The following is an 8,028-nucleotide window of genomic DNA, read 5'->3' on the forward strand; positions in this document are numbered from 1 at the left end:
CCGTTGGTGGGCACGCAACCTCAGGCGCCGAAGCGCCGGATCTCCCACGCGCGATGGATGCGCGGATTGCGCTCGAAATCCTCGCCGATGGTGTCGGCGGAAATTTCGCGGCACTCGGCGAATTCCTTGATCGCTTCCTCGTCCAGCTTGAAGCGTCGGAAGTTGTTCGAGAAATACAGCACGCCTTCCGGGCTCAGCCGCGCCACGGCCGCACGCAGCAACCGCACGTGCTCGCGCTGCACGTCGAAATCCTCGGCGCGGGCGGAGTTGGAGAACGTCGGCGGATCGCAGAAGATCACATCGAAGCGATGCCGCTCGGCTTCCAGCCAGGCCAATGCATCGGCCTGGATCAGCTGGTGCTGGCTGCCGCCCTTGCCGTTCAGGGCCAGGTTGTCGGCACACCACTGCAGGTAGGTGCCGGACAGGTCCACGCTGGTGGTGGAGGCCGCACCGGCCACCGCTGCCTGCACGCTGGCCACGCCGGTGTAGCAGAACAGGTTGAGGAAGCGCTTGCCCTGCGCTTCCTTGGCCATGTGCCAACGCAGCGGGCGGTGGTCCAGGAACAGCCCGGTGTCCAGGTAATCGAACACGTTCACGCGCAGCAGCGCATCGTTTTCGCGCACCAGCACGAATTCGCCGCGCTGTTCGAAGCGGCCGTACTTGCTGCCGCCCTTGCCGCGTTCACGCGACTTCAGCGCCACCTGCTCGGCCGGCACCTGGAACACCTCGCGCGCGGCCGAGAGCAGCTCGTTGCGGCGGCGGCGCACGTCCACGTCGGGAATGGTGGCCGGCGCGGCGTATTCCTGCACGTGCAGGAAGGTGCGGCCCGCACCACCATCTTCTTCGTACACGTCGATGGCGGCGGCGTACTCCGGCAGGTCGGCGTCGTACACGCGGTAGCAGGTGACCTGCTCGCGCGCCTTCCAGGTCTTGAACTTGCGGATGTTCTTGCGCAGCCGGTTGGCCACCATCTGCGCGCCCTCGCTCAGCTCGCGCGGCTGGCCTGCATTCTCGCGCTGCGGCACGGCGATGGGGTCGCACACGATCAATGCGCACTCGATGGCGCCGTTGAACAGCTGGTACTTCTTGCTCGCGCGCAGACCGGTGGCGAAAGCCAGTTCGGCGCTGCCGCACAGCAGGCTGGCCCGCCACTGCGGCACGGCGCGCTTGAGCGCATCGCCCAGGCGGCGATACAGCACCGCATCGGCGGCCAGGCGCTCGTCATACGGCGGGTTGCACACCACGCAACCGGTTTCCTGCGGTGGCACCTGCACATCGGCCACGTCGCGCACGCCGAACCAGATCGCCTCGGCGACACCGGCGGTTTCCGCGTTCTCCTTGGCCGCGCGGATTGCATGCGGGTCGATGTCGCTGCCGTGGATGACCTGCTTGAGCGCGGCGCGCCCGGCCTGCTCGCGGGTGCGTGCGTCGGCCATCAGGGCGTTCCAGGCATCACGATCGAAGCCCAGCCAGCGGCTCGGCGGAATGCTGCCGTGGCGCTGCAGGCCCGGAGCGACGTCGGCGGCCATCAGCGCGCCTTCGATCAGCAGCGTGCCGCTGCCGCACATCGGGTCGAGCAGGCCACCGCCTTCGGCGTGGATCTTGGGCCAGTTGGCGCGCATCAGCACGGCCGCCGCCAGGTTTTCCTTCAGCGGTGCTTCGTTCTGCGCCATGCGCCAGCCGCGCCGGTGCATCGGACCACCCCCCAGGTCGATCGAGATCGAAGCGCGGCCCTTGCGCAGCGACAGGTTGATGCGCACGTCCGGGAACTCGGTGTTCACCGACGGCCGCTCCAGGCCCTGCGCGCGCAGGCTGTCGACCACGCCGTCCTTGACCCGCTGCGCGGCAAAGCGCGCGTGGGTGATTTCGGTGCCCGACACATGGGCGTCCACCGACAGGGTCAGCTCGGGGCTGATGTGCTGCTCCCACGGCATCGACGACACGCCCTGGTACAGCGATCCCTCGTCCGGGCAGTCGAACTCGGCCAGCGGCCACAGCACCCGGCTGGCCAGGCGCGACCACAGCACCACCTTCAGCGCCTGCGGCAGCTCGCCCTCGGCATTGACGCCGGAAATGGTGGCAGTGGCCCTGGGCAGGCCCAGCGCCAGCAGTTCGTCGGCGAGCAGGTACTCCAGGCCCTTGGCGCAGGAAACAAAGAATTTCACGGGTTCGGTATCGCAGGTCAGCAGGAAGGGGGTGCCCACGGGCACCGCAGGCGGCCCAGGCGCAGGCGCCGGATCGTCCATTGTACGTGACCCGGCCGGAATCGCCCCGGGACGCCCTGCGGCGCGTGTCAACCGCTGGTCGCCTCCGGTAGGTACCCACCGTTGGTGGGTACGCGTCAAAGGCTCAGAAGCAGCGCCTCGAACGCCTGCGCCGAGGCATCCACGTGGTTGTTCAGCCGGTGCCCGTCATCGACCAGCAGCAGCCGCGCCGCGCGCGCCTGGGCCCAGGCGATCACATCGGTGGCCGGAATCAGCTCGTCGTGCCAGGCGTGGACCACGCTGGTGGGCACGCGGGCGGCGTCCAGCGCCGGCATCGGCCCCATCCGGGTCGGCGGCACCATCAGGAACAGGCCCCGGGTGGGCACCTGCAGCGAGGCGATGGCGGAAATGTAAGCGCCCAGCGAGGACCCGGCCAGCACCACCGGGCCCTGGGACGCGGCGGCGGCGCTGGCGCGCTCGACCAGGCGCTGCAGGCGGGCGGGGACATCGCCCACGCTGCTGACCTCACGCAGGGCATCCAGGTCGGTGTAGTCCGGGCGTTCATGGGTCCAGCCCAGCCGCTGGGCCACGTCGGCCAGTGCGGTCACCTTGGTGGCGTCCGGGCCGCTTTCGAAGCCGTGGGAAAGAATGCAGTGGCCGCGGCTCATGCAGCCACCGCGTGGAAATCGATGTTAGCGCTCATGCCCGAATGCTAGCATCGGCGCATGCCCGACCGCGCCCCGCCCCGCATCGACCTGCAGCCGCTGCCCTACGTGGCGCAGCTGGGCGAGCGCGCGGCCGACGAGATCGATCTGGTGGTGATCCACTGCACCGAACTGCCGGACCTGGCCATGGCGCGCAGCTACGGCGAACGCGTGCTGTACGACAGCGGCAGCGGCAACAGCGGGCACTACTACATCGACCGCGACGGCAGCATCGTCCAGTACGTCCCGGTCGAGCGCACCGCCCACCATGTCAGCGGCTACAACCCGCGCTCCATCGGCATCGAACTGGTCAATACCGGCCGCTACCCGCACTGGCTGGACTCGCGCCACCAGGCGATGGACGAACCGTACCCGGACGCCCAGATCGCGGCCCTGATCGACCTGTTGCAGCACCTGTGCGACACCCTGCCCGGCCTGCAGCATATCGCCGGCCACGAGGCGCTGGACACGCGCGAAGAGGTGGCCAGCGATGACCCGGACCGCCGCGTGCCGCGCAAACGCGACCCGGGCCCGTTGTTCCCCTGGCCGCGGGTGCTGGCGGCCGTTCCGTTGACTACGTTGTAGCTACCGGTCGGCTTGAATCGCTGACCCACCCGCTCCAGGAATCGGCATAGACCCGGGCGCCGTGCAGCCCTGCCACTTCCATCGCCAACAGCAGATGGCAGGCGGTCACGCCCGAGCCGCACATCAGCACCACCTGCGTTGGATCATGCGTGCCGATCAGCGGCCGCAGCGCGGCCTGCAGCTCGGCGGCCGGGCGCAGGCGCCCGTCCGCCACGTTCAATGCGAACGGGCGGTTCACCGCCCCGGGCACATGCCCCGCCACCGGATCCAGCGGCTCCACCTCACCCCGGAACCGTTCACCGGCGCGTGCATCCAGCAGCCAGCCCGGCGCATGCTTCAAGCGCGCGGCGATCTCGTCCACCGACGCCACCTGGGTGGTATCGAAACGCCCCGGATAGGCCGGCAGCGGCACCACCTCGGGTACCTCCGTGGTCAACAGCAGACCGGCCGCCTGCCACGCCGCAAGGCCCCCATCGAGCACCGCCACCTGCGTATGCCCGATCAGGCGCAGCAGCCACCACGCGCGCGCCGCCGCCATGCTGCCGTCGCCGCCGTCGTAGACCACCACCTGGGTGTCCGGACCGATGCCCCACCGCCCCAGCGTGGCGGCGAACGCATCGCTGTCCGGCAACGGGTGGCGGCCGTGGCCGACCACGCTCATGTCAGCCAGGTCGCGGTTGACGTCCGCGCGCAGCGCGCCCGGCAGATGCCCGGCGGCATAGTCGCGCGCGCCGGACTGCGGATCGGCCAGCGAAAAACGCGCATCCAGCACGCGCGGTGCGGCACTCGCGGTGGCGCGTGCATCCAACAGGCGGGTGTCACCCTGCGCCAGCGCGCTGGACAGCGTCGCCACATCGACAAGGGTGGTCCACGGGGTCGGGTTCGCAGTGCTCATTCCAGTTGCTCCAGGCGGCGACGCAGGTTGTAGAGGATGGCGGCGGTGGCGCCCCAGATGCGCTGGCCCGGCCAACCGTACTCCAGCACGTGGCGGATGCGGCCGCGGTGGTCGATCTCGACCTGGTGCAGGTTGGCCGGATCCATCAGGTAATCGAACGGCACTTCGAACACTTCGGCCACTTCATCCGGCTGCGGCACCGCCACGAAACCCGGGTCGATCACCGCCACCACCGGCATCACCCGGTACCCGGTGATGGTCACGAACGGATCCAGGTAGCCCAGTACCTGCACCTGGTCGTAAGGCAGCGCGATCTCCTCGTTGCTTTCGCGGATCGCGGCGGCCACCGCATCGCGGTCGTCCGGCTCCTGGCGGCCGCCCGGGAACCCGACCTGGCCGCCATGCTGGCGCAGCGTATCGGTGCGCCGGGTCAGCAGCACCTGCGCGCCGTTGGCGCGCGGAATGATCCCGGCCAGCACCGCCGCTTCCACTGGCGGGCCGGGGGGCAGCAGGTCGGCCAGTTCACTGCGGTTCCAGCCATCGCCACCGGGCGGCGCATCAAGCGGGTGCAGCGCGCGCAGCAGGCGCTCGTGGCCGCCCCGCGAGCCGCCCAGCGACTGCCGCAACTGGTCGCGCAGCGGCAGCACCTGCCGCATCACATGGTCTTGTTCGTGTCGGGTCATCGTCGACCAGCGGGTGATTTCATCCACGTTGCGCAGGCAGCCGCCGCACAGGCCTGCGCGATCAAGCGCGCAGGTTCCGATGCAGGGACTGGGCATGGCATGGGCGGGGGTTTCCGGAAAGTGCACCGCGCAACAGTAGCGCGAATGCGGGCAACAAAAAACGCGCCGATGTTTCCATCGGCGCGTTTTCGTGTTTCGAATCGTTCTTCTTATTTGACGCTGACCAGCTTGATTTCAAACTGCACGGCGACGTTCGGCGGGAACGGGGTACGCGGGTCGGCACCGTAGGCCTGTTCCGGCGGCAGGGTGACTTCCCACTTCGAACCGGCCGGCATCTGCAGCAGCACTTCGCGCATGGCCTTCATTTCGACTTCGCTGACCTTGATCGCCGGAATCTGCTGCGCCGGGCGGGCTTCGGTCGGACGGGTGCCGAACGGGTACGGACCGGCCACTTCCAGCTGCACGGTGCTGGCCTGGGTCGGCTTGGCGCCCTTGCCGGCTTCGACGATGCGGTACTGCACGCCGCTCGGCAGCGCCTGCACGCCGGCCTTGGCCTTGTTGGCGGCCAGGAACGCAGTGCTCTTGGTCTTGTTTTCGGCGGCAGCCTTTTCGTACTCGGCCTTGGCAGCGGCGGCACGACCCTGCTCACGCTTCTGGAAGGCTTCGACGGCCGGCTTCAGCTGCTCGGCGGTGATCGCCGGCTGCTTCTTGGCGTAGGCATCCTGCAGGCCCTTCACCACCGAATTGATGTCCAGCTGTTCGCCGCGACCGGTGAGCTCAGCCAGGTTGTTGCCGTAGTCGTAACCGAAGTAATAGCTCAGCTTGCCCTTTTCGGACGAAGTGTCCTGGGCGAAGGCATTGCCCGTCAGGGCCAGGGCCGCGACGGCGACCGCGATAGAACGCAACTTCATCAAACGTTTCTCCAGGGGTGGTAACTCAGGACGCATTGGGCCGCCCTGAGGCGACGGGTTAGGATAGCCGCCGCAACGTTGAACCGCCACTAACGACGAAGGCTATGACCTGCCTTTGTTTCCAGAGTTCAATATCACTTTTTTTTAACGTTTTTCCAGGAGCCCCCGCCGTGGCCGACGCCCCCCTTACCGTTGTCGACGATGGTGCCATCCGCTGGATCACTGTCAACCGCCCCGACAAGCTCAATGCGCTCAACCGGGAGACCCTGGAGGCCCTGGATTCGGCGTTTCTGGCCGCAGGGCAGGAAGAATCCGTCCGCGTGGTGGTGCTGACCGGGGCCGGCCCAAAGGCGTTCGTGGCCGGGGCCGACATCGCCGAAATGAACGGACTGACCCCGGTTCAGGGACGTGACTTCTCGCTGTTGGGCCAGGCCGTGATGCGCCGCATCGAACGCCTGCCCAAGCCGGTGATCGCCCGGATCAACGGTTTTGCGCTGGGTGGCGGGCTGGAACTGGCCATGGCCTGCCACCTGCGGGTGGCTGCCGACAGCGCCAAGGTCGGCCAACCCGAGATCAACCTGGGGCTGATTCCCGGCTTCGGCGGCAGCCAGCGCCTGCTGCGCCTGTGCGGTCGCGCGGCCACGCTGGAGCTGTTGCTGCTGGGTGCGCCGATCACCGCCGCACGTGCGCTGCAGCTGGGCATCGTCAACGAAGTGGTCGCGGCCGATGCACTGGATGCGCGCGTCAACGAGCTGTCCACCCAGCTCGCGCGGTCCGCACCGCTTGCCCTGCGCGGCATTCTTGATGCCGTGCATGTCGGTGGCGAATGCACGCTTGCAGAGGGGCTGGAATATGAGAGCGCACAGTTCGGCCTGATGTTCGCCACCGAAGACATGCGCGAAGGTACGTCGGCGTTTCTTGCGCGGCGTTCGCCGGTGTTCCAGAACCGCTGAGCGATGATGCACGACGCCACGCCCCTGCCCGCCCGCCTGTTGCTGCTGGTACTGGATGACGACCTGGACGCCGCGCTGGCGGCGGGACTGATGGACTACGTGCCCTCGCCGGGCGATGGCGCGCTGCTGGCTGGCCATCCCGACCTGCCGGCGCGCCTGCTGCACGCACAGCAGCACCTGCAGCGTGCATGGGCCGCACGCGAGCGTTACCGCCAGCGTACGCAGCGGCTGGCACGTCGCGCCGCCGAACGCGATGCCCGCCGTGCGCCTGCCGCACCCACTCCCGATCTGAAGCCGGCCCTGCCGCCTGCGGCCGCCGCGATTCTTGCGCGCGCCAAAGCCAGGGCTGCTGGAAAGCCTTCCTGATGACCACCGTTGCAAAGGCCGCACCGCGCAGCGCGCGCATGCCCAAGGCCGACGTCGTGGAAATGTTCACGCGGTTGCGCGAACTCAATCCGCATCCGAAGACCGAACTGGAATACAGCTCCCCGTTCGAACTGCTGGTCGCTGTTGCGCTCTCCGCGCAGGCGACCGACGTGGGCGTCAACAAGGCCACGCGCAAACTGTTCCCGGTCGCCAACACGCCGCAGGCGATCCTGGCGCTGGGCGAGGACGGACTGAAGAAGTACATCGCCACGATCGGGCTGTTCAATGCCAAGGCGAAGAATGTCATCGCCACCTGCCGCCTGCTGATCGACCAGCATGGCGGCGAAGTACCGCGCGACCGCGCCGCGCTGGAAGCCCTGCCCGGGGTCGGACGAAAGACCGCCAACGTGGTGCTCAACACCGCGTTCGGCGAGCCGGTGATGGCGGTGGACACCCACATCTTCCGGGTCGCCAACCGCACCGGGCTGGCACCCGGCAAGGACGTGCGGGCGGTCGAGGACCTGCTGGTCAAGGTGATCCCGGCCGAGTTCCTGCTCGATGCCCACCACTGGCTGATCCTGCACGGCCGCTACGTGTGCAGGGCACGCAAGCCGGATTGCCCGCAGTGCGTGATCCGCGACCTGTGCCGGTTCAAGCAGAAGACCGCCGCCTGAGGGGCGGCGGCGACTGCCATCTGAACGCAACCGGGCAGTCATCTGTTTCTGTG

Annotated in this window: 9 protein-coding genes; 4 read left to right on the forward strand and 5 right to left on the reverse strand. The window is 68.4% G+C overall.

Going from position 1 to position 8,028, the window contains the following annotated elements:
• Positions 1-20: 20 nt before the first annotated feature.
• Both rlmKL and QMX79_RS18370 read right to left on the reverse strand, forming a co-directional pair.
• Positions 21-2,165: a bifunctional 23S rRNA (guanine(2069)-N(7))-methyltransferase RlmK/23S rRNA (guanine(2445)-N(2))-methyltransferase RlmL gene (gene rlmKL / locus QMX79_RS18365; RefSeq protein ID WP_282248067.1), complete on the reverse strand. Its 2,145-nt coding sequence runs from the start codon at positions 2,163-2,165 to the stop codon at positions 21-23.
• 176 nt (positions 2,166-2,341) lie between these two features.
• A complete protein-coding gene (locus tag QMX79_RS18370; RefSeq protein ID WP_282248059.1) occupies positions 2,342-2,872 on the reverse strand; it encodes a hypothetical protein in 531 nt (176 codons plus the stop codon).
• Between the two features lie 57 nt (positions 2,873-2,929).
• Here QMX79_RS18370 and QMX79_RS18375 point away from each other — a divergent pair, with 57 nt between their 5' ends.
• The gene (locus QMX79_RS18375; RefSeq protein ID WP_282248061.1) at positions 2,930-3,493 is read left to right on the forward strand and encodes an N-acetylmuramoyl-L-alanine amidase; all 564 of its coding nucleotides are present in this window, start codon (positions 2,930-2,932) and stop codon (positions 3,491-3,493) included.
• Here QMX79_RS18375 and QMX79_RS18380 read toward each other — a convergent pair.
• The 3 genes from QMX79_RS18380 to QMX79_RS18390 all read right to left on the reverse strand — a co-directional run bounded on the left by QMX79_RS18380 (position 3,483) and on the right by QMX79_RS18390 (position 5,982).
• The gene (locus QMX79_RS18380) at positions 3,483-4,388 is read right to left on the reverse strand and encodes a sulfurtransferase (RefSeq protein ID WP_282248062.1); all 906 of its coding nucleotides are present in this window, start codon (positions 4,386-4,388) and stop codon (positions 3,483-3,485) included. The genes QMX79_RS18375 and QMX79_RS18380 overlap by 11 nt on opposite strands.
• Complete coding sequence (locus QMX79_RS18385; protein WP_282248063.1) at positions 4,385-5,167, reverse strand: CoA pyrophosphatase; 783 nt, start codon at positions 5,165-5,167, stop codon at positions 4,385-4,387. The genes QMX79_RS18380 and QMX79_RS18385 overlap by 4 nt, the downstream gene beginning before the upstream one ends.
• A gap of 113 nt (positions 5,168-5,280) precedes the next feature.
• On the reverse strand, positions 5,281-5,982 hold the full coding sequence (locus QMX79_RS18390; RefSeq protein WP_282248064.1) for an FKBP-type peptidyl-prolyl cis-trans isomerase N-terminal domain-containing protein: 702 nt from the start codon (positions 5,980-5,982) through the stop codon (positions 5,281-5,283).
• Between the two features lie 170 nt (positions 5,983-6,152).
• On the opposite strand from QMX79_RS18390, the gene QMX79_RS18395 reads away from it, so the two are divergent.
• The 3 genes from QMX79_RS18395 to nth are packed head-to-tail and all read left to right on the forward strand — an operon-like array spanning position 6,153 to position 7,975.
• Positions 6,153-6,935 carry an enoyl-CoA hydratase-related protein gene (locus tag QMX79_RS18395; RefSeq protein WP_282248065.1) on the forward strand — a complete coding sequence of 261 codons (783 nt, stop codon included), beginning with the start codon at positions 6,153-6,155 and terminating at the stop codon, positions 6,933-6,935.
• Positions 6,936-6,938: 3 nt separating this feature from the next.
• Positions 6,939-7,301: a hypothetical protein gene (locus QMX79_RS18400; RefSeq protein ID WP_282248066.1), complete on the forward strand. Its 363-nt coding sequence runs from the start codon at positions 6,939-6,941 to the stop codon at positions 7,299-7,301.
• Between the two features lie 38 nt (positions 7,302-7,339).
• Positions 7,340-7,975, forward strand: a complete 636-nt coding sequence (gene nth, locus QMX79_RS18405) for an endonuclease III (RefSeq protein ID WP_282248068.1) — start codon at positions 7,340-7,342, stop codon at positions 7,973-7,975.
• Positions 7,976-8,028 lie beyond the last annotated feature (53 nt).

The organism is Stenotrophomonas sp. PS02300 (genome assembly GCF_029959395.1).
Lineage (GTDB): Bacteria > Pseudomonadota > Gammaproteobacteria > Xanthomonadales > Xanthomonadaceae > Stenotrophomonas > Stenotrophomonas maltophilia_AD.

Excerpts from the sequence above, each read along its gene's own strand:
- QMX79_RS18370 (WP_282248059.1), bottom strand. The coding sequence starts at position 2,872 with ATGAGCCGCGGCCACTGCATTCTTTCCCACGGCTTCGAAAGCGGCCCG.
- QMX79_RS18375 (WP_282248061.1), top strand. The coding sequence starts at position 2,930 with ATGCCCGACCGCGCCCCGCCCCGCATCGACCTGCAGCCGCTGCCCTAC.
- QMX79_RS18380 (WP_282248062.1), bottom strand. The coding sequence starts at position 4,388 with ATGAGCACTGCGAACCCGACCCCGTGGACCACCCTTGTCGATGTGGCG.
- QMX79_RS18385 (WP_282248063.1), bottom strand. The coding sequence starts at position 5,167 with ATGCCCAGTCCCTGCATCGGAACCTGCGCGCTTGATCGCGCAGGCCTG.
- QMX79_RS18390 (WP_282248064.1), bottom strand. The coding sequence starts at position 5,982 with ATGAAGTTGCGTTCTATCGCGGTCGCCGTCGCGGCCCTGGCCCTGACG.
- QMX79_RS18400 (WP_282248066.1), top strand. The coding sequence starts at position 6,939 with ATGATGCACGACGCCACGCCCCTGCCCGCCCGCCTGTTGCTGCTGGTA.
- nth (WP_282248068.1), top strand. The coding sequence starts at position 7,340 with ATGCCCAAGGCCGACGTCGTGGAAATGTTCACGCGGTTGCGCGAACTC.